General features: G+C 58.2%; 18 protein-coding genes and 1 pseudogene. 10 read left to right on the top strand and 9 right to left on the bottom strand.

Annotated elements, in window-relative coordinates; all coding sequences use genetic code 11:
- Positions 1 to 15: 15 nt before the first annotated feature.
- The 9 genes from N7E01_RS07275 to N7E01_RS07235 all read left to right on the top strand — a co-directional run bounded on the left by N7E01_RS07275 (position 16) and on the right by N7E01_RS07235 (position 10,653).
- Complete coding sequence (locus tag N7E01_RS07275; protein ID WP_289175239.1) at positions 16 to 291, top strand: hypothetical protein; 276 nt, start codon at positions 16 to 18, stop codon at positions 289 to 291.
- Positions 284 to 3,874: a glycosyltransferase family 4 protein gene (locus N7E01_RS07270; RefSeq protein WP_289175237.1), complete on the top strand. Its 3,591-nt coding sequence runs from the start codon at positions 284 to 286 to the stop codon at positions 3,872 to 3,874. The genes N7E01_RS07275 and N7E01_RS07270 overlap by 8 nt, the downstream gene beginning before the upstream one ends.
- A complete protein-coding gene (locus tag N7E01_RS07265) occupies positions 3,781 to 4,314 on the top strand; it encodes a glycosyltransferase family 4 protein (RefSeq protein ID WP_350494979.1) in 534 nt (177 codons plus the stop codon). The genes N7E01_RS07270 and N7E01_RS07265 overlap by 94 nt, the downstream gene beginning before the upstream one ends.
- A 99-nt stretch (positions 4,315 to 4,413) precedes the next feature.
- Entirely contained in the window at positions 4,414 to 5,022 is a 609-nt protein-coding gene (locus tag N7E01_RS07260; protein ID WP_289175235.1) for a hypothetical protein, read from the top strand.
- Between the two features lie 143 nt (positions 5,023 to 5,165).
- A complete protein-coding gene (locus N7E01_RS07255) occupies positions 5,166 to 5,954 on the top strand; it encodes a SapC family protein (RefSeq protein ID WP_289175232.1) in 789 nt (262 codons plus the stop codon).
- Positions 5,955 to 6,063: 109 nt separating this feature from the next.
- Positions 6,064 to 6,423, top strand: coding sequence for a type I secretion system permease/ATPase (locus N7E01_RS07250; protein WP_289175230.1), 360 nt, complete (start codon positions 6,064 to 6,066; stop codon positions 6,421 to 6,423).
- A gap of 5 nt (positions 6,424 to 6,428) precedes the next feature.
- Positions 6,429 to 7,805, top strand: a complete 1,377-nt coding sequence (locus N7E01_RS07245) for a type I secretion system permease/ATPase (protein WP_289175228.1) — start codon at positions 6,429 to 6,431, stop codon at positions 7,803 to 7,805.
- 1 nt (position 7,806) lies between these two features.
- Positions 7,807 to 9,150: an HlyD family type I secretion periplasmic adaptor subunit gene (locus N7E01_RS07240; RefSeq protein ID WP_289175227.1), complete on the top strand. Its 1,344-nt coding sequence runs from the start codon at positions 7,807 to 7,809 to the stop codon at positions 9,148 to 9,150.
- A gap of 60 nt (positions 9,151 to 9,210) precedes the next feature.
- Positions 9,211 to 10,653: a TolC family outer membrane protein gene (locus N7E01_RS07235; protein ID WP_289175225.1), complete on the top strand. Its 1,443-nt coding sequence runs from the start codon at positions 9,211 to 9,213 to the stop codon at positions 10,651 to 10,653.
- 95 nt (positions 10,654 to 10,748) lie between these two features.
- On the opposite strand, the gene N7E01_RS07230 is transcribed toward N7E01_RS07235, so the two are convergent.
- From N7E01_RS07230 to tnpA, 9 genes and pseudogenes are all read right to left on the bottom strand, one after another.
- Positions 10,749 to 11,096 (bottom strand): type II toxin-antitoxin system PemK/MazF family toxin, encoded by a 348-nt coding sequence (locus N7E01_RS07230; RefSeq protein WP_289175223.1) that lies wholly within the window; start codon positions 11,094 to 11,096, stop codon positions 10,749 to 10,751.
- On the bottom strand, positions 11,096 to 11,341 hold the full coding sequence (locus N7E01_RS07225; RefSeq protein WP_289175220.1) for an AbrB/MazE/SpoVT family DNA-binding domain-containing protein: 246 nt from the start codon (positions 11,339 to 11,341) through the stop codon (positions 11,096 to 11,098). The genes N7E01_RS07230 and N7E01_RS07225 overlap by 1 nt, the downstream gene beginning before the upstream one ends.
- Positions 11,342 to 11,449: 108 nt before the next feature.
- Positions 11,450 to 13,300 (bottom strand): polysaccharide biosynthesis protein, encoded by a 1,851-nt coding sequence (locus tag N7E01_RS07220; RefSeq protein ID WP_289175217.1) that lies wholly within the window; start codon positions 13,298 to 13,300, stop codon positions 11,450 to 11,452.
- The gene (locus N7E01_RS07215; RefSeq protein ID WP_289175214.1) at positions 13,297 to 13,713 is read right to left on the bottom strand and encodes an MraY family glycosyltransferase; all 417 of its coding nucleotides are present in this window, start codon (positions 13,711 to 13,713) and stop codon (positions 13,297 to 13,299) included. The genes N7E01_RS07220 and N7E01_RS07215 overlap by 4 nt, the downstream gene beginning before the upstream one ends.
- Positions 13,643 to 13,939, bottom strand: coding sequence for an MraY family glycosyltransferase (locus tag N7E01_RS18640; protein WP_350494978.1), 297 nt, complete (start codon positions 13,937 to 13,939; stop codon positions 13,643 to 13,645). Before N7E01_RS18640 ends, N7E01_RS07215 begins: the two co-directional genes overlap by 71 nt.
- A gap of 29 nt (positions 13,940 to 13,968) precedes the next feature.
- The gene (locus N7E01_RS19365) at positions 13,969 to 14,331 is read right to left on the bottom strand and encodes a hypothetical protein (RefSeq protein WP_434089568.1); all 363 of its coding nucleotides are present in this window, start codon (positions 14,329 to 14,331) and stop codon (positions 13,969 to 13,971) included.
- A gap of 17 nt (positions 14,332 to 14,348) precedes the next feature.
- Positions 14,349 to 15,883, bottom strand: a pseudogene (gene pgi / locus N7E01_RS19360) (glucose-6-phosphate isomerase).
- Positions 15,884 to 16,092: 209 nt separating this feature from the next.
- On the bottom strand, positions 16,093 to 16,788 hold the full coding sequence (locus N7E01_RS07190) for a glycosyltransferase family 25 protein (RefSeq protein ID WP_289175207.1): 696 nt from the start codon (positions 16,786 to 16,788) through the stop codon (positions 16,093 to 16,095).
- Positions 16,789 to 17,184: 396 nt separating this feature from the next.
- The gene (gene tnpA, locus N7E01_RS07185) at positions 17,185 to 17,598 is read right to left on the bottom strand and encodes an IS200/IS605 family transposase (RefSeq protein WP_289175204.1); all 414 of its coding nucleotides are present in this window, start codon (positions 17,596 to 17,598) and stop codon (positions 17,185 to 17,187) included.
- A gap of 22 nt (positions 17,599 to 17,620) precedes the next feature.
- Here tnpA and N7E01_RS07180 point away from each other — a divergent pair, with 22 nt between their 5' ends.
- A complete protein-coding gene (locus tag N7E01_RS07180) occupies positions 17,621 to 18,841 on the top strand; it encodes an RNA-guided endonuclease InsQ/TnpB family protein (protein ID WP_289175202.1) in 1,221 nt (406 codons plus the stop codon).
- Positions 18,842 to 18,901: the final 60 nt, after the last annotated feature.

Below are 18,901 nucleotides of genomic sequence, written 5' to 3'. Positions count from 1 at the left end.
CTGGAGTAGTTTGTCATGGGGTTGAAGTCTCTTGTTTTACGGCTGGTCAGGCGTGGCGGGGCGGTTATGAAACGCTCGCCCCGGCTCAGTCGTGTGGTGTTTGCTGTGCTGGCGCGTTCGCCTTGGCTGAATGTGCGCTTCCGGCGGCTGTATCTGCGCAGCCAGCTGTCTGACAGCCTGCCGGTACACGAGCAGGCGGCGCGGCTGGCCGGGCCGCGTGCCGAGGGTGTCCATGCGCAGCAGCGCACGCCCCTCGAGGCGCATTTTCACCACTATGTTGAGCGTGAATGAAAAAAATACTGGCGTTCTGTTTCTTCCCGGCGTTTGTTCCCCCAGTAACGGGGGTGAGTCACGCCTGTTCCATTTCTACCGGGCCCTCAGCCGCTGGCACCAGGTTACGCTATTGACGTCGTCACATGCCGGTGTCGACGAAGAGCGAGTCAATCATGGGCTCAACTTTGTCGAGCGGCGTATTCCCAAAGACGCACATTTCGCCAAAGAGTACGCCCGGCTGGAAAGCCTGGGCAGCGGCGGGGACTTGTCTGCCCCGGCATTGGTAGCTTGTGCCGGCCTGCCGACCGCGTTGCATGAAGCCTATCTGCAAGAGTACGAGCAGGCCGATGTGATCATCCACGACTTCCCAATGACGGTTGGTTATGACCTGTTTGCCGGGCTGGATGATAAACCGCGTATTTATAACGCCCATAATTGTGAATCAGAGCTATATCGCCAACTCCATCCGGCACGGCATTCGCAGCCGGTGCATGAGTTGATCCGGCAGGCCGAGTTGCAGATGCTGCAGGTTGCCGATCTGGTGCTGTACTGTAACCCGGGGGATTTGTCGGTATTTCGTTCCATGGCCCCGGAAGCCCGGTTCGACGCCCTGTATGCGGCCAATGGCATGCAGCCGCTGGCGCGTGCTCCGTCGTTTGTGCCCGGCAATCGCCACCGGGCCGTGTTCATGGGCAGTGGGCATCCGCCCAATGTGCGGGCAGCGCAGTTTATTGTCCAGCAGCTGGCGCCGCAGTTGCCCGAGGTGGAGTTCGATATTATTGGCACTTGCCTGGCGCCGGGTGATTACCCCGCTAATGTGCATTGTCATGGGCGTGTGTCCGATGACGTCAAAGCCCGTTTGTTGGGTGCGGCGAGCATTGCGCTGAATCCGATGGAGGCCGGCAGTGGCTCCAACGTTAAGGTGCTGGACTATTTCGCTAACGCGCTGGCGGTGTTGTCGAGTGATTTCGGCATGCGCGGCATCGATGCCGAAGCTGGGCAGCATTATCTGCAGGCAGGGCTTGATGGCTTTGCCGACGCACTACGCCAGCTGCTGCAGCAGCCGGTACAGCGGCAGGCCCTGGCCGCTGCGGGTCATAATCTGGCATTGCAGCAGTACACCTGGGAAGCGATTTCCGGGCGTGCGGCGCACGCGATCAGCGCACTGGCTGAAACGCGTACCGAGCGACACGGGCAATTTGTGCTGGCCCTGAACGATTATGACTCGTTTGCGGTTATCGGTGGCGGTGCGACTCGCACCTGCGGCTTGTATGCGGCGGCCAGCGAACAGTTCCCGGTGGTGTTGGTGTCTTTCGCCCCAGATGGCCGCTTGCAAGTGCGTCGTGAGGCTGAGCAGGTTTGGGTGATCAATGTGCCACGTACGTCCGGGCATGAGGCCGAGTTACTCGAGGTTAATGCACAGCATCATGTGTCGGCTGACGATATTATCGCCGGTCGTCACTGCACCCGTAATCCCTGGCTGAATGCGGTCTATCAGCAGTTGCGCCGGCAGGCACGCTGTATTGTGGTCGAGCACTGTTATATGGTGCCACTGCCGCTTGCCTGGGGCGACCGTTTCGTATATTCGTCACAGAATCACGAGGCCCTGCTAAAGCGTCGCTTGCTTGAAGGGCATCCGCTGGCCGATGAACTGGTGGCCGATGTTGAGGCGTTCGAGCGTTATGCTGTTGAGTGTTCGGCGGCGACGGTTGCGGTGTCTCTTGAAGATGCCGAGAGCCTGGTGCAGGGCCGGCGGACAGCCGGACCCGTGCTGGTGGTGCGCAACGGGGCGTCCACCCCAGCTCATGGGCCCGAGGTCGAGCAGCTTAAGGCGCGGCTGGCTGAGTCTGTGGGTAAGCGGTCGGTGGTATTTCTTGGCTCGGCGCATATGCCCAATATCGAGGCAGCTCGTTTCATTACCGAGCAGCTGGCGGTGCAGTGTACTGATGTGCAGTTTCATCTACTGGGTACGGTCTGCGGGTCGGTTACCCGGGCTCTGCCCAACGTAACCTGCTGGGGCGTGGTCGATGACCAGACCAAAAGCGCACTGATGCAATCGTGTGCGCTGGCGATCAACCCGATGCTGTCGGGTAGTGGTTCCAACGTCAAGCTGGCCGACTATATTGGCAACGGGCTTTATGTGGTCACCACCGAGTTTGGTCAACGCGGCTATCCGTCATCGGTGCGGGCGCATCTGGATGTGGTACCGCTGGAAAATCTTGGCACCGCCCTGCTGCGGGCACTGGCGCAGCCGCACCTGTACGCCGAATCGGCCCGGGCCGAGCGCATGGCGCTGTTCCAGCGTGAGCTGTCGATGCAGGGGCTGGCCGGGCGTTTTGTTGAACTGCTGCACGGCCTGCCGGTGCGCCGCAAGCGGGTATTGTATGTGGCCTATCGGTATGTTGCTCCGGCGTTGGGCGGGGCCGAGCTGAATATCGAAAAATTCGTCAGTGCCCTGGGGCACAGCGGGTACTTTGATGTGGATGTCATTGCCCCCGAAGTCAGCAGCATTCACAACCAGTGGCGATTTGCCGAGCATTACGGGTTCGACGCCGGGCTGGGTGTGCCGGTGGATATTCCCCATGTGCGTTTTGCCCGTTTTCCGGCCAAGGAGCCGCCGGTGGCCCAACAGTGGGCGCAACTGCGTAACGTATGGCAGGCCCAGGGCGGGTTCGAGCAAGAAGTCAGCACTCAATTACGCAACCATTACACCCATTCCGGCTTGAGCTGGGGGTGGGGTTACCCTGAAGGCGTTGCACCGCGAACCCAGCGTTGGGCGTTTACCGAGTGTGGTGTTTACGTGCACCAGACGGGTCACGTGCAGATCCGTGGCTATGCGCCAGACGACATGGTCATTACGGCCTTGGCGAGCGATACCGTGGTTGGTGGCCCCTGGCAAGTCAACGGCAGCTTTGAACTTGCGTTTGAACAACCGGCCGGGGAGCTGTTGTTACGTACCTCGGCCCCTCAGCAACCGACAGACCCGCGCCCATTGGGTTTCCAGCTATTGGGCCTGACACTGCATGGCCAAGCCATCGATTTGGCCGCGCCGCTACTATGCCAGCAAGCTCTGGTTGAACTGCCGGCACACGCGTCGTTTGACTTGCTTGACCAAGCCGCCCGGCGTAGCCGGGTACCCCAGAACGTGCGTCTTACCGACACCCGTGGGCCCTGGAGCACGGCCATGGATGCCTTCCTGGCTGACCACGTGGCCGACTATGACCTGGTCATCGCCCACAATAACGTGTTCCGCCCTGCCGTGGTGGCAATGGCAGAGGCACGAAAACAGGGGTGCCGTCAATTCTCATCCCCCATGCCCATCTGGATGATGATTTCTATCATTTTCCCGACTGGTTTCAAAGTGCACAAGATGCCGGCCTGGTGCTTGCCGCGCCCAAGGCGGCCGCTGATTTTCTGGGCGGGCACGGCTGCAACGTACGCTACCTGCCGGCCGGTTGTGACGCAAGCGAAGCATTTACCGAACAAGACGTCGAGGCATTTCGCCAGGTGTTCCCGTCAACCCGGCCCTTTGTGCTGGTGCTGGGGCGCAAGGCGGGTGCCAAGGGGTACCGGAGAATTATCGAGGCGGTCGAACAATTGAACCACGAAGGGCAAGATTTACAGGTGGTGCTGATCGGCCCGGATGACGATGGTCTTGCCGTAAACTCTGCGCATGCGTGCTACCTTGGACGCCAGCCGCGCGAGGTGGTGCGGGGTGCATTACTTAGCTGCCAGCTGCTGTGCAATATGAGCACCAGTGAAAGCTTCGGTATTGTTCTGCTTGAGGCCTGGCTGGCCGGGAAAGCAGTGGTTGCCAACCGGCATTGTGCGGCGTTTCACGACATGGCGGTTGACCAGGAAAACGCATTGCTGGTAGCCCCCGATGAGCTGACGGGCGCACTGCGCAGTCTGTTGGCTGACTCTGCTCAAGCGGCTCGTTTGGCGGCTAACGGCCGACAACTGGTTGAGCGTTTCGATTGGGCTCATGTAGCCGCGCAGTTCGTGGATATTTGCGTTCAGCAGACGGAAAAGCAAGCATAGGCCTTTCCGTCTGTGCTGAAGGCATAGGCGCGTGCCTTTTGATTTTTCGCTGGCCGAGTACACTAAAGGTCTTAAAACGACCTGGAAAACTCTTGGCTTATGGATTATTGGTTAAGTAAACAACTCAACATTACCTTCAGCCCTTACGAAGACCGTTTGATTCTTCGTGCCGATCGGGGCGAGCATGGCGTGGCCAATGTGTTGTTAACCCGTCGCATGGCAATGATTGTGTTGCAGCGTTTGTTGGTTAACCTGACCGAACTGACCGGTTTGCAGAAAACGCCGGCGCAGCACTGGCAAGAGGTGCTGCAAATGGCGCATCAGCAGGCCATGCAGGCCAAACGTGACGCGGACAGCGCCCAGGCCGCTGCGACGACACCCGAGCCTGCTTCGGAACCTGCCGATGCGGCCGCTTCTGAAACTGTGCCGCCACCGGCGTTGTACCTCGCCACGGAACTAACCACCCGTCTGCAAGACAAAGAACTTGCCATTGCGTTTACCGGCTTGCCCATGCCACAGGCCATGACGCAGCCCAGCACGCACGAACCGGTGTTTGCCATGGTGCTGCAGGCCGAGCATATTCACCAGTTGGTTGAATTGTTGATTACCAAGGCGCAAGAGGCCCAGTGGCATTTGCCTTTAACACTGCCGTGGCTTGAAAGCCCGGCACGACCGGAAACGGGTCTGGGTGGTCCGACGGTGCATTAGTGCTGGCGCGGATCAGGCGCAGGTGGGCAGGGCTGCAGTTTCGCCCTTTGGCCCTTTCAGTAACCGGTGTCAGCCGTGCCTTGGCATGATGGTCACGTTAAACTGCCAACCGCTTTAAAATCGTATTTTCCAAGGAAGTGCCAATGCCCGATATTCAGGTTGTTTCTCGTGAGCGCCACGCTGGCAAGCGTTGGATGCGCTATGCCTCGTACGCGTTTGCCAGTACTGACGCTGTTGCGCCGCTGGTTATTCAGGAACTGCCCAAGGCGTGCATGATGATGCCGTTGGGTTTTGTGGCAGTAGAAGACAGTTTCATGCCGGTTGCGGTGCAAGGTTTGACACCGGGTACCAACTTGCTGGTGGCGGCTGATGGCCGTTGGCTGGCAGGTTATGTGCCGGCAGCATATCGTTCGTACCCGTTTGCACTGGCCAATACGCCTGATGGCCAGCAGGTGCTGACGGTTATCGAAGACAGTGGCCTGTTGTCTGACACTGATGGCGAGCTGTTTTTTGATGAAGACGATCAGCCCTCGCAAGCGGTTAAAGATGTATTGAATTTTCTGGAACAGGTGGCGATCAATCGCCTGGCCACGCGCCGTGCATGTGCGGCATTACAGAAACATGGTCTGATCAAGCCCTGGCCGATCAATTTGGACACTGAATCAGGCCGCCAGGCGGTTGAAGGTCTGTATACCATCGACGAGACTGCGCTGAACCAGGTGTCGGCCGAGGCGTTGCAAGAATTGCGCGATGCCAGTGCGCTGCTGGTGGCCTATTGCCAGATATTGTCGACCCAGCATTTGCAGAAGCTGGGTGCGTTGCTGCGCGCGCATGCCGCGCAGCAGGCAGCAACGCTTGAAACGCCGGCCGGTGAGCTGGATATTGAGTTCCTGAACGATAGCGACACCATCAATTTTGGGGCGTTGCGCTAGCCTGTTTTTAAAGCCCAACATGTTATAGTGAAAAGCTTTTTTAACAAAAAGTAGCTTTTTCGTTATTGCGTATGTCTCAGGTGGGGCTTGCGCCCCTACAGGTCCATTTATGAAGTTATCCCGTCGTACCGAGTTAGGCGAAGTGCTTTACCGGTTTCGCAAGACGTTCTACAGCCTTGCTGCTTTCAGTTGCGTTATAAACATTCTGGGCCTTGCGCCGTCCATCTACATGTTGCAGGTGTACGACCGGGTTTTGGCCAGTGGCAACAAAACCACCTTGCTCATGCTTACCGTATTGATTCTGGGCCTGTTTTTGTTGTCTGGCTTGCTGGAGTTTGCACGGTCTTCGGTGTTGATCCGGGTCGGTAACAAGTTCGACATGGAGCTGAACAACCGCGTGTTTACGGCGTCTTTCGAACGTAATTTGCGGCGTGCAGGGGTAACCCGGCGCAATCCATTCAAGACCTGACCAACGTGCGCCAGTTTCTTACCGGTAGTGCGCTGTTTGCGTTTTTCGATGCGCCCTGGACCCCAATTTACATTGCGGTAGTGTTTGCCATCCACCCCATGCTGGGATTCATCACGCTGGGCGGCTCTGTTGCGTTGTTCGTGCTGGCGTATGTCAACAATGTCGCTACGCAGAAACCGCTGGCCGAAGCCAACCGTGCGGCCATTTCAGCCGGGGCGTTCGCCAATAATCACCTGCGTAATGCGGAAGCCATTGAAGCAATGGGTATGTTGCCGGGTTTGCGTGAACGCTGGTTCAATCAGCATCGCAAGGTTTTATCGCTGCAAACCTTGGCCTCTGATCGTGCGGCCCGCATCAGCACCGTCAGCCGCTTTGTGCGTATTTCGCTGCAGTCGCTTATTCTTGGGGCAGGTGCGTTGCTGGTGATCGATGGCACCATCACTGCCGGCATGATGATCGTTTGTTCCATTCTTATGGGCAAAGCCCTTGGGCCGGTGGAACTGGCCATCAATACCTGGAAGCAAATGCTGTCCACCCGTCAGGCCTATGGCCGTCTTGAGGAAATTCTTAACGATGCGCCGCCGCGTGGTACCAGCCTGACCTTGCCGCGCCCGCGTGGCGACCTGCAACTGACCAATGTGTATGCCGGTGCGCCCGGTGGTCAGGGCACGATTTTGTCCAACCTGAATTTCGAGGTCAAGTCGGGCGAGGTGGTGGGCATTATTGGTCCATCGGCATCGGGCAAATCAACGTTGGCGCGTTTGCTGGTGGGCGTGTGGCCGGCACGTGTGGGCCATGTGCGTCTTGATGGCGCCGATGTGTATCTGTGGAACAAAGACGAGCTGGGCCCGTGCATGGGCTACTTGCCGCAAGATATTGAACTTTTTGAAGGCACGGTGGCCGAAAATATCGCCCGCTTCGGCGAGGTGGATGACGCCAAGGTTATTTTGGCGGCGCAGCGTGCCGGTGTCCACGACATGATCCTGCGCCTGCCCAAAGGCTACGATACCGTGCTGGGCGTCGATGGTGGCTCGTTGTCGGGTGGCCAGAAGCAGCGGTTGGGGCTGGCCCGGGCCATTTATGGTGATCCTTCGGTGGTGGTGCTCGACGAGCCCAATTCCAATCTTGACGATGCCGGCGAAGCCGCCTTGGTCCAGACGGTAAATGATCTGAAACGGCGCGGTTCTACGGTCATTATCATCACCCATCGCATGAATATCCTGAATGCGGTCGATAAGTTGCTGGTGATGCGTGAAGGCACCATGCTGATGTATGGCCCGCGTGAACAGGTGCTTAAAGAGTTGCGACAGCGCCAGACACAGGCGGCAGTCGCTGCCCCGACGGCGGCATCGCTTCCGGTCGCTGCAAAAGGCCAGGCTTGATATGAATTGGTTGAAAAAGAAAATTAACGCCGAACCCATCGAGGTGTCGGATCACATTGACACAAACTCGCGGGCTCCGGTGCGCTGGGGGTTGGCGGTATTGCTGATCGGGTTCGGCGGGTTCGCGTTGTGGGCAGGTTTTGCGCCTCTGGGTGCCGGTATTCCGGCCGAAGGCGTAGTGGTGGTGTCGGGTAACCGCAAAATTGTGCAGCATTTGCAAGGCGGTATCATCGATGAAATTCTGGTCAAAGAGGGTGATCGGGTCAAGGCGGAAGAAGTTTTGTTGCGCCTGAACCCGACGCAGCCGCAGGCCGAGCAAGGCATTGTCAGCACCCAGTACATTACGGCGAAGGCCACTGAGGCCCGCTTGCTGGCCGAACGTGATGGATTGTCGGAAATTGTTTACGATCCTGATTTTCTGGCGCGCTTCAAAGATGATGAACGGTTCAAGAATACGGCCGTTGCACAAGAGCGTCTGTTCCAGACACGCCGTGATGCATTGCAGGGTGAAATTGCCATCTTGCGTGAAAACCAGCGAGGCGCTGAAGCCCAGTTGAAAGGTCTCACGCAGGTTCAGTCCAGCCGTAAAACGCAAATTGATTTCATCAATCGCGAGCTGAAAGGCGTACGTGAACTGGCCAAAGACGGGTATTTGCCACGCAACCGCCTGTTCGAGCTTGAGCGCGATGCCGCGCAGCTTGAAGCGGCGTTGTCGAACGACATGGTTGAAGCGGGCCGCGTGCGAAACCAGATCGCTGAACTGAAGTTACGCATTCTGCAACGCAGCCAGGACTACCAGAAAGAAGTGCAGTCCATGTTGTCTGACGTGCAAAAAGAGGCAGCGGCATTGCACGACCGTTTGGCATCGCTTGACTTTACCTTGGCCAATACGCAGATTCGCTCACCGATTGACGGTATTGTGCAGAATGTACAAACCCACACAGTGGGTGGCGTAATTGGCCCCGGCGCAACCCTGATGGAAGTGGTGCCCGAGGGTGATGCCTACCTGATCCAGGCGCAGGTGCCTGTGCAGGCTGTTGATCAATTACATGTGGGGTTGCCGGTAGATATTACCTTCCCAGCGTTCAACCATGCCAGCACGCCGAATATTCCGGGTACGGTGATTACCGTGTCGGCTGACCGTCTAATCGATGAAAACACTCGCATGCCGTACTATCGGGCTCAAATCGAGGTCACCCCCGAGGGCATGGACATGTTGAAAGACAACCTGATCCGCGCCGGTATGCCGACATCAGTCATGATCCGCACGGGCGAGCGCACGATGCTCAGCTATTTGCTCAAGCCGCTGCTTGACCGTATGCTGAAGTCCTTCAAGGAGCAATAGGCGATGCGTTTGCTGCGTTCTGCGAGTCCTGCTGTGCGTTCTAAGGGTATTCGACGTGTTATGGGTGCTATTCGTCCTGCATGCGCTGTCTCGGCACGTGTTGTTCGTACCCTCGGCGTGCTGGTGTTGTTTGGCAGCGTGGCCGGCACGGTGTGGGCGCAAAATGGTGCTTCAGGTGCCCTGACGCTAACCCAGGCGTGGCAGGCCGCCATGCAGAATGACCCGACCTATAAAGCGGCCATCAGCGAACGTGAGGCAGGTCAGACCAATCGTGCCCAAGGGTTGGCAGGGCTGTTGCCGCAGGTCAGTGCCTCGTATGGGCGTACGCGCATCCGCGGTGAACTTGAAACGCAAAACGCACGGGGTAACGACGTTACCGAAGACTTGCGTTATATGTCGGGCGTGAAGGAAATCCGGGCCACGCAGCCGGTGTTCAACTGGACACGTATCGCTGAATACCGTCAGGGTCAGGCGCGTGCCGATTACAGTCTGGCCGTCTTTGATACCAAAGCCAAAGATACGTCGGTACGGTTGCTGAATCGTTATTTCCAGACCTTGCTGTCGTTCGAGCAGCTGAAACTGTCGCAGTCCAAGCTGCAGGCCAATGAAAAGCAGGTGGTCGCGGCACAGCGACGTTTCGATGGTGGTGAAGGTACGGTAACCGACGTCTACGAAGCCAAGTCACGCCGCGATTTGTCGCGTGCCGACGTCATCCAGGCCGAAGATGCCCTGGTGGTGGCGCGGCGTGAACTGCAGGAAATGCTGGGTAGTTCTCCGGTTGAACTTACCACGTTGTCGGCCGATTTCAAGCCGCGTCCGTTGCAACCGGCCACCCAGGCCGAATGGTTGGCCATGGCCATGGCCGCCAACGGCGAAGTTCGCGCCGGCCAGGAAGGCGTGCGTATCACCAGCCAGGAAATTGACCGTGCTTTCGGCGGTCATTTGCCTTCAGTTGATGTGGTGGCGTCACGTCGTGATGTCAGCAATGAAACCATTTCTACCCGTAATCAAGACAGCAATACTACCTCGGTGGGTATTCAGGTGAACTTGCCGGTGTTCAGCGGTGGTTTGACCAGCGCCCAGGTCAGTCAGGCACGCCACAACCGTGACCGTGCGTCTGAAGAATTAGCCGCCACGCGCGAGCGCATTGCCGTCGAGGTCACGCGTCAGTATCAGGCCGTGATCAGCGGTGCGCAGCGTATCGGGGCGCTTGAAGTGGCGGTGGCTTCGAACAAAGCGGCTTTGCAGGCGGTTGAAAAAAGCTTCGAGGCCGGTACTCGCAGCATTATTGATATTCTTGATTCGCAAGACCGGTTCTACCGTTCGCAGCTTGACTTGGCGCAGGCGCGTTTGCAATATGTGCTGGCACGCCTGACCTTGTCGGGTGTGGCCAATACTCTGGATGCCAGCACTATTGACGCCGCCAGCCTGGCGTTTTTCGGGCCTGAGACCGTGCGTCTTGATGACATGAATGCGCCGGCGGTACTGGCCGCGCGGCGTTGATCAGGTCGTCAGTGCAATGTTAAAGGGCCCCGTGGGGCCCTTTTTGATGCTGCTGCAGGAAGGCCTATGCTGGCCAGTAACTGCAGAGAGTTGATTCAGTCAAATAAAATGGCTTCGACCCTTGCCAAAACCTCGTCAACAATGGGTTGCGGTGCGGTCTCTTTCAGGCGCACTTTACGTGCCTGCCAATCAAGCGATTTAAGTTGATGGCAGTGCACTGCACCCTGGGTGTCTGTCCCGGATCCCATGAGGGTTACCACGGTGCCATAGGTGCGTGCTGCGGCTGCAGCGCCCTGTGAAATCGGGCATATCATGGCAAGCCCCTGTTGATTGAAGACTTTAGCGCTTAGAACCAGGCCGAAGTGAGGGCCTTTTATTTCGTTGCCCGAAGAGGGGTCAAATTCAAGATGAACAATGTCACCCCGGTTCGGGACATAGGCCATTATTCGTTCTCTAGCCCGACCGAAGGCATGTCATCCCACCCTTCAATATGAGGCAGGCCTTGGCCCATTTCGGCCATCAGGTCGGTTAGTTTATAGCGCGGGCGCTTGGGTGCTTCGATCGTCATTTTCGTGCCTGACAGCTTGAGTTCGACCTGTGAGCCTTCACCAAGCCCGTTTTGATCGATAAAGGCCTTGGGCACCGTCATGACAAGGGACCCACCGGCTTTACGTAGTGTTTGAAGCATTTGAGTCTCCGAATGCGCTAATACCCCATTTTAGTAGAGTTATTTGTTTTATTAAAGTAGGATATTTTCGTCACACTACGCTACATGACGAATTGGTTTGTCGGTGGTTCAGGTCGTGTTGTCTGTAGCCGTGGCGGGTTGGTATTCCGGAATCCACTGCCCCAGCATTTTACGCACCGCATCATCATCAATGTCGCGGGTGTCTTGCGTTGTGGCCAGCTCAAGCACGAAGTCATATAGCGCGGCATCGGCCGTGCGCGCTTTGGCGATGCGCAGTTTTTCGTGGTGTGTGGGCAGGGTGTGTTCGTTGTCGGCCAGCAGCTCTTCGTACAGCTTCTCGCCGGGGCGCAGGCCGGTGAATTTGATAGCGATTTCGTTTTCACTGAACCCGGACAATTGAATCATGCTCTTGGCCAGGTCGACAATTTTTACGGGCTCACCCATGTCCAATACGAAAATCTCGCCGCCACGGCCCATGCTGGCCGCTTGAAGCACCAATTGCGCGGCTTCCGGAATCGACATGAAGTAGCGGGTGATGTCCGGGTGGGTGACGGTAACCGGCCCGCCTTTGGCGATCTGTTCCTGAAACTTGGGGATGACGCTGCCGGTGCTGCCCAGCACATTGCCGAAACGCACCATCTGAAAGCTGGTGGTGCCGTTGCTTTGCTGTTGCAGCAGTTCACAAACCATTTCAGCCATGCGCTTGGTGGCCCCCATGACGTTGGTGGGGTTAACGGCCTTGTCGGTTGAAATCAGTACGAAGCGTTCGGCGCAGGTGCGCAGGGCATGCTGGCCCACCCGTAACGTGCCCAGCACATTGGTGCGTACGGCCTGCCAGGCATTCCAGGTTTCCATCAGGGGCACGTGCTTGTAGGCGGCGGCATGAAATACGACTTCAGGTTGCCAGCGGTCGAAAATGTGCTTCAGGCGCTGGTCGTCTTTGACGTCGGCAGCCAGAGGAACAACCGCCGTTTCGGGGCAGTTGACGCTGAACCATTGCTCGATGGTGTACAGGGCGAATTCGCTTGAGTCCAGCAGGACGATAAGGGCCGGTTCGAAGCGTGCCAGCTGACGGCACAGTTCGCTGCCGATGGAGCCGCCTGCGCCGGTGACCAGCAGGCGTTTGCCCTTCAGCATGTGCCTGACATTCTCGGTGTCAATATGAATGCTGGCACGCCCCAGCAGATCTTCGATGCTGACAGGCCGCATCACATTGACGGCGACACGACCGCTCATCAATTCGCTAAGCCCCGGTACGGTAAACAGTTGCGCTTTGGCATCGCGAGTGGCCTGGGTGATGTGCTGCAGGGTGGCGCGACTGGCCGAGGGCATGGCCAGAATGGCATGCTGGGCTTCCCATCGGGTAAGCACTTCTTGCAATTGGTGGGTGCCGCCTTCTACCCGGCAACCGGCAATTTCCAGGCCCCATTTTTTGCGGTCATCGTCAACCAGAGCCACAACCTGCCAGTCGGGGCTGCGTTCCAGTTCGCGCACCAGCATGGCGCTGGCGGTGCCTGCACCAATGACGACGACGGGCTTGCCCTGGCCCCGGCCCGGGTTGTACAGCCGATGCTCTTTCCACATGCGCCAGGCAATACGGCCCCCACCCATAAGCAGCAGCAGCAATAACGGGTACAAAATGACGACAGAGCGTGGAATGACCAGGCTGGCAGGGGCCAGCGCGGCAATCAGAAGCACCACAATGGCCGAGGCAATAACCGCTTTCAATACGCGCCGCAAGTCGGGCAGGCTGGCAAAAATCCACATGCCCCGGTACAGGCCCGCCCAGCGGCTGGCGACCAGTTGGGTGAGCAACAAGGGGAACAGGCTGGTTTGAATGGTGTATTCAAAACCGTAGGGCCATTCGAAGTTGAATCGCAGTAAAAAAGCGCCTAGCCAGGCCACAATGACACAGCACAGGTCAAACAGCAGGACAAGCGTCGAGCGTAACGATTTCATGAGTTGGAGGGTGGCGTATCAGGGTGCGCTTCAGGTTTGCCGGCACTGAAGGCCCAGGCCAGGGCAATCAGGGGCGCATAGGCGACCACAAGGGCTATTGTGCCATCAATCAGCCGTAGTGCCGTCAGCAGGGCCAACGGGAACAGCCATAGCAGGTTGATGGCAATGACCGACAGCGTGACGGTTTTGTGGCTGGCGAAACGGCGCGATGCGTACTGGTAGGCGTGGCTGCGGTGGGCCTGGTAGACTTTTTCGCCGTTGAGGAGGCGGCGCAGCAAGGTGAAGGTGGCATCGCAGATGAAAACCCCCGACAGGATCAGCCAGCAGTAGAACAGGTTGGGGTCAATATGACCGGCACGCAGGCTGAACGCGGCCAGGGTAATGCCCAGAAAGCCGCTGCCAGCGTCGCCCATGAATATTTTTGCAGGGGAAGTTCCAGATCAGGAAGCCGGTGACGCTGCCGGCCAGCAGCAGGGGCAGCCAGATCAGTTGGGTGTGACCCAGCACGCTGTACAGGGCAGCCCCGCCCAGGGCAACACACAGCGTTTGCGCGGCAGCCAGGCCATCGATCCCGTCCATGAAATTGTAAAGATTCAGCAGCCAGATGATGTAAAGCAGGCCCAGCACGCCGCCCGCCATGCCGAAGTCTGTCGCGTAGCCAAAGACGCTTAACGGGGGATGCCGCCAAAAGACCACAGCAAGAGGCCCGCGCCGGCGGCATGACCGACCAGACGCCATCGGGCCGGCAACGGGTGGTGGTCGTCAATGAAGCCGGTGATTGCCACGATCAGGCTGGCGCCGATCAAGGCCCAGGTGCCCGGTGGCGTTGTGATGGGCAGGGCGGTGCTGATGGCGGCAAAAACGGTGAAGACCAGTACAAATGCCACGCCGCCACCGCGTGGTGTGGGGCGGGTGTGTGAACTGCGCGCGTTCGGGATGTCGAGCACGTTGCGCATCAGGGCATAGTGACGCAGTGCGGCTGTTAGCACCCATGCGAGCAATGCGCTAAGAACCAGGCTGAAAATCATCAAGACGGTTCGGGCCTCGGTCAGGGTTCGCGGTGGCGAAAGCGGTTGACCCAATATAGGGTTGAGGCGTCGTACGAGGGGGAGGCCGGTTCCGCTTTTTAGTGCTGCCACTAGGCCACCAGCCAGCATTTTGCCGTACTCAACACCCCACTGGTCAAACGGGTTGATATTCCACATGACCCCTTGGGTGAAAATCTTGTGCTCGTACAGGGCCAGCAGGGCCCCCAGGGTATAGGGTGATAATTTGGGGAGTACAACCAGTGTGGATGGCCGCCCGCCGGGGTGAGTGCGGTGGTGTGCCAGTTCTTCGGCCTGTTCGGGCGACCGCCCTTCGGCCAGCCCTTCGGAATAGGCCTGTTCGACGCTTTTGCCGCGCAGCAGGGCTTCGCGCTGCGCCAGGCAGTTGGCCACCAGGTGGGTGTGGTGGTCGGGCCATTGGTGGTCGGCGTGCTGGCAGACAATGAAGTCAACCGGGGCACCGTCGCTGCCCTGGTGCAGCCATTGAAAAAGGTGTGCTGGGCGTCGGTGCCGGGCATGCCCCATACGGCGGGGCCGGTGGGCAGTTGTACGGGTTTGCCCTGCAAGTCAACGGATTTGCCCAGCGACTCCATATCGAGTTGCTGGATGTAAGGAACCAGATAGCCCAGGCGGTAATCGTAAGGTGAAATGTTCAGCGACCCGTACCCCAGCAGGCTGCGGTTGATGACGCCTGAAATGGCCATTTGCACCGGGGCGTTGCCGGCCAGAGGTGCCGTGGCGAAGTGGTGATCCATGGCCGCCGCCCCGGCATGTAACCCGGCAACGGTGTCAATACCAACCGCCAGCGCGATGGTCAGGCTGACGGATGACCACAACGAGAAACGGCCGCCGACCCAGTCCCAGAGCTGGAAAATATGGCCGGGCTTTACCCCCATTGCTGGGCGACCTGCGGTCGGGCCGTGATGGCCACAATGTGCTGGTAAGGGTCGCTGATACCGGCCCCTTCAGCCACTCAAGTGCGCGCGCGGCATTTTGCAGGGTTTCGGTGGTGGTGAATGACTTTGACGCCACCACGACCAGGGTTTCGTGCGGATCAAGACCGGCCAGGGCGCCTGCCATGGCATGCCCGTCGATATTGGCGGCAAAGCGCACGTTGCGCCAGGTGCCGGCATAACCGAAGGCAGCAATGGCCAGACGTACCCCCAGTCGCTGCCGCCGATACCAATATGAACAATATTGCGCCAGCGGCGTTCGGCGTCGGCCAGGCGGACAAAATCCAGCATGCGCTGACGCTCGGTGGCGACGTCGCGGGGGCGGCGGCCGTGCGCAAGGCAGTGTGCCAGGCGGCACGCTGTTCCGTTGGGTTGACGATGCCGCCCGACAGCAAGTCGTGGCGTTTTTGACAGAAGCCATGCGCGTCGAGGATGCGTTCGGCAGCTGCACCCACTTCGGGTGACCAGTGCTGTGCGGTGACGTCGATGGTCAGGCCAGCCGCATTGATCAGGCGTTGCTCAGAGTGAGGGACGCCAGTGTGTTCAACAGCAGACCGAAGGGATTGCCACAGGGATGGAAGCATCGTGCAGGCGTTATGGTTATTGAGCAAAAAGCCCGTTGGCGACAAGGGTAAACAGCGAAGGCGCCGCGTAATTCAACGCCTCGTCGATTGTACTATGTACTGTTTTTCATCGCGTATGTGCCCAGGTTAATGTACCTGCTGCCCCTCGGGCAGTTTTTTGACCAGCAGCGTTTCGGTAACGGCGCGGGTCCAGAGTTTTTGCATGGGGCTTAGCATGTGCCCGGGGCGGCTTGCGCGTTTCGGGGGTAGACGGGTTCGGGTAGTGCGTTTGAGCAGGCCCAGGCCACGTTGGGTGTCAGGGCCCAGAGCCGGAAAATGTCTTGCTCGACAAAGCCTTCCCAGTGGTCGGCGCTGGTCCAGACCGGGTATTGCGTTTTGATCAGGTTATGACAGGCGGCATTGGTAATGAAATAACCCCTTGACTGCCGTACCGAGCCATACGGTCGCACCAGTTTGAAGGCGGTGTTGCCCACGGTACGAAACGGGTTGCGGTAGGCTTGTTCAACATGCGTCAAGATGACCACAACAGGTTCGTACGAACCAAACATGTGCTCGAGGCAATTGGGTGTGCCGGTATCCAGTAGTACGGGTAAATCGGGGCTGATGTCTGTGTCGCTTTCAAGGATGACGGCACTGGGGATGTGATGGTTGAGAATGTGCCGGTACACCGCAATGTGGCTTAGCGCGATGGCCACGTTGTCCCGGGTCAGGACGTCGCCGTAGGCATTGATGTTTTTTTCAATGTTGATGTACGGCCCCAACGAGCGCTCGTCAATGGATGACGGTGTAATCATCGGGAAAAACACAACCTGTAACCCCCGGCTTTCCAGGCGTGCACGAACGGCTTCGCGTTGCGAAGCGTCTTCGGCAGCGCCAAGGACGAAGCACGGCAGTTGAGTGGGCATTGGGAAAAAACCTGTTTGGTTTTGTTACGGTTTAGCGGGTATTGTAATCGGTTGCTGACAATTGTCCCAGAAAGTTTTGGGAAAAAAATCGGTTTTTTGGACGAGACAATACACCGGATCAAAATATTTCTTTGCCAATTCAAAACGTGCGGCTCGTCGCTGGCAGAGACGCGCGCGAATACAGGTCAATACCCATCTCGTCTATAGGGACTTTCACATTGTGATTATTGCGGAAGTTGCCATAATGCACACAATTTGTCACTTTTCTGACAAGTTGACCGTTTCCCTCCCGGCGATATGCCGGACTTTTCGGAGCATTTGATGACCCAGTGCGCGACAAGCCCCGCCGTTCAGGGCGGGGAAGGATAGCGCGGACGGCGTAGCCGTCCTTGGGTTTCAGTGAGGTGTCTTCTGTTGTTCGATGTACTGCCGCACGATGGAAATCGGCGCACCGCCACAACTGGAGGCGAAGTAGGACGGCGACCACAGCACGCCTTTCCAATAGCGCTTCTGGATGTCTGGCCGCTCTTTGCGGAGCAGGCGGCTGGACACGCCTTTGAGACTGTTCACGAGGTTGGAGACGGCTACCTTCGGCGGATACTCCACTAATAGGTGGACGTGATCGTCCTCGCCGTCCATCTCGATCAGTTGCGCCTCGAAATCGGCGCAGACCTTAGCGAAGATGGTACACAGCCGACTGATGGCGTCGCCATCGAACACTCTGCGGCGATATTTCGCCACAAAGACCAAGTGAACGTGCATCTTGAAAACGCAGTGCCGTCCATGTCTAATTTCGTTGTCATCGCTCATAGACCAAGAGTATGATTAAGCCATGCAACTACTTCAAGCCTACAAGTACGAACTGATGCCAGACGGCCAGCAAGAGCGGCAAATACGCCGCTTCGCTGGCTCGTGCCGGTTCGTCTACAACAAGGCGCTGGCGTTGCAGAAAGAGCGCTACGAGCAGGGCGAGAAGAAGCTCGGCTATGCGGGTCTGTGCAAGCTACTCACCGAGTGGCGCAATAGCGCGGAAACCGCATGGCTGGCCGATGCGCCCGTGCATCCGTTGCAGCAGACGCTCAAGGATTTGGAGCGGGCCTATACCAACTTCTTCGCTAAGCGGGCGGACTTCCCGCGCTTCAAGAAGAAGGGCCAGTCGGATAGCTTCCGCTATCCCGACCCAAAACAGATCAAGCTCGATCATGGCAACAACCGCCTGTTTCTGCCAAAGCTGGGCTGGCTGCGCTATCGCAACAGTCGCGGGGTGTTGGGCGTGGTGAAGAACGTCACCGTGAGCCAGTCGGGCGGCAAGTGGTTCGTGAGTATTCAGACGGAGCGCGAGGTTGAGCAACCCATTGCGCAAGGTGGGGCGGTCGGTATCGACATGGGCATTACCCGCTTCGTCACCCTCTCGGACGGCGCGTTCTACGCGCCGCTTCACAGCTTCAAGCGGCATGAGGCTGCTTTGCGCAAGGCGCAACAGGCGATGAGCCGCAAGACGAAGTTCAGCAACAACTGGAAGAAGGCGAAAGCCCGCGTCCAGCGTATTCATTCCCGCATCGGCAATGCCCGCCGCGACTTCCTACACAAGACCTCGACCGCGATCAGCCAAAACCACGCGATGGTGTGTATTGAGGACTTGCAGGTACGGAATATGTCCAGGTCGGCGGCAGGCAGCACCGAAACGCCGGGGAAAAACGTTCGGGCTAAGTCCGGCCTGAACAAGTCCATCCTCGATCAAGGCTGGTTTGAGTTCCGCCGCCAATTGGACTACAAGCTGGCCTGGAGAGGCGCATGGCTCGTCGCCGTGCCGCCGCAGAACACGAGCCGCACCTGTCCGTGCTGCGGCCATGTCTCGGCGGACAACCGGAAAACACAGGCGCAATTCTTGTGCGTTGAATGCGGTTTCGAGGAAAACGCCGACGTGGTTGGCGCGATCAATGTTTTAAGGGCGGGGCACGCCCGGTTCGCCTGTGAAGTGAGCGGTGCAGTAATGCCGCCAGCAGCAGGAACCCACCGAAGCGACTCAGGGGCGGCTCAATGCCTCCACTGAGCGCCGTAGGAATCCCCGGCCTTTAGGCCGGGGAGGATGTCAAGTCTAAACAGCATCTGT

The sequence above is a fragment of the Neopusillimonas aromaticivorans genome, from assembly GCF_030344915.1.
Lineage (GTDB): Bacteria > Pseudomonadota > Gammaproteobacteria > Burkholderiales > Burkholderiaceae_B > Neopusillimonas > Neopusillimonas aromaticivorans.
This window is presented reverse-complemented; position numbering and strand designations above follow the sequence as displayed.